This is a genomic window from Nocardia testacea NBRC 100365, assembly GCF_000308775.1.
Classification (GTDB): domain Bacteria; phylum Actinomycetota; class Actinomycetes; order Mycobacteriales; family Mycobacteriaceae; genus Nocardia; species Nocardia testacea.
In genome coordinates this window covers 1-1,086 of sequence record NZ_BAGJ01000215.1, presented here as the reverse complement: position 1 = coordinate 1,086, position 1,086 = coordinate 1, and the positions used below count along the sequence as shown (strand labels likewise).

The window sequence follows — 1,086 nt, the reverse complement described above, 5'->3', positions numbered from 1 at the left end:
CGGTCTTGCACCAGACGAACGGCCGGGGATTCTCGTTCCAGTGCTGGATCCATGTGGTGACGTCTTTCTCCAGTGCCGCGACGTTTTTGTGGACACCGCGGCGGGTGAGCTGGTCGGTGAGGTATCCGAACCAGCGTTCGACCTGGTTGAGCCAGGAGGAGCCGGTGGGGGTGAAGTGGACGTGGAAGCGGGGGTGGCGGGCGAGCCATTCGTTGACGATCGGGGTTTGTGGGTGGCGAGGTTGTCGCAGACCAGGTGGACCTCGAGTTCGGCGGGCACGGTCTTGTCGATGGTGACCAGGAACTTGCGGAACTCGGTCGCGCGATGGCGGCGGTGCAGCTCGCCGATGACGGTGCCGTCGGCGATGTTGAACGCGGCGAACAGGCTGGTAGTGCCGTGGCGGGCGTAGTCGTGGGTGCGGCGTTCGGGCATGCCCGGCATCATCGGCAGCACCGGCCGGGAACGATCCAAGGCCTGCATCTGCGATTTCTCGTCCACACACAACACGACGGCCCGCTCGGGTGGATTGTGGTACAGGCCGACGACATCGACCACTTTCTCCACGAACAACGGATCGGTCGATAGTTTGAACCCGTCGACCAGGTGCGGTTTCAGCTCGAACCGCCGCCAGATCCGCCCGATCGTCGATTTCGACAGCCCGGTCCGCTCCGCCATCGACGACCGGGACCAATGCGTGGCATCACGCGGGGTCTGCTCCAGGGTCAACGCCAGCACCTGTTCCACCCGGTCCAAAAGTATCGACGGCGGCCGGCCCGGCCGAGGCTCGTCGGCCAGCCCGGGCAGACCGTGCTCGATGAAGCGTTTGCGCCATTTCGCCACGGTCATCGGCGTGACACCGACCGCTGCCGCCACATGCGCGTTCGCTGCACCCGGCTCCGCGCAGGCCAGCACGATCCGGCACCGCAGCGCATACGCCTGCGTCGAGGTCGCCGCCCTCGCACCCCGCATCAACTCCTGCCGCTGCGCCTCGGTCACCACCAAATCCGGACCCGATCTCGGGCGCCCAGTCCTCGCCACCGACGAATCCTACAATTAGCCAACGTATTTCAGGCGCGGAACACTAGG

At 65.7% G+C, this 1,086-nt stretch carries 1 pseudogene; it reads right to left on the bottom strand.

Features of this window, described 5'->3' with window-relative positions:
- Window positions 1–969: pseudogene (locus tag ON38_RS25520) on the bottom strand (IS630 family transposase); the annotation flags it as partial.
- Window positions 970–1,086: the final 117 nt, after the last annotated feature.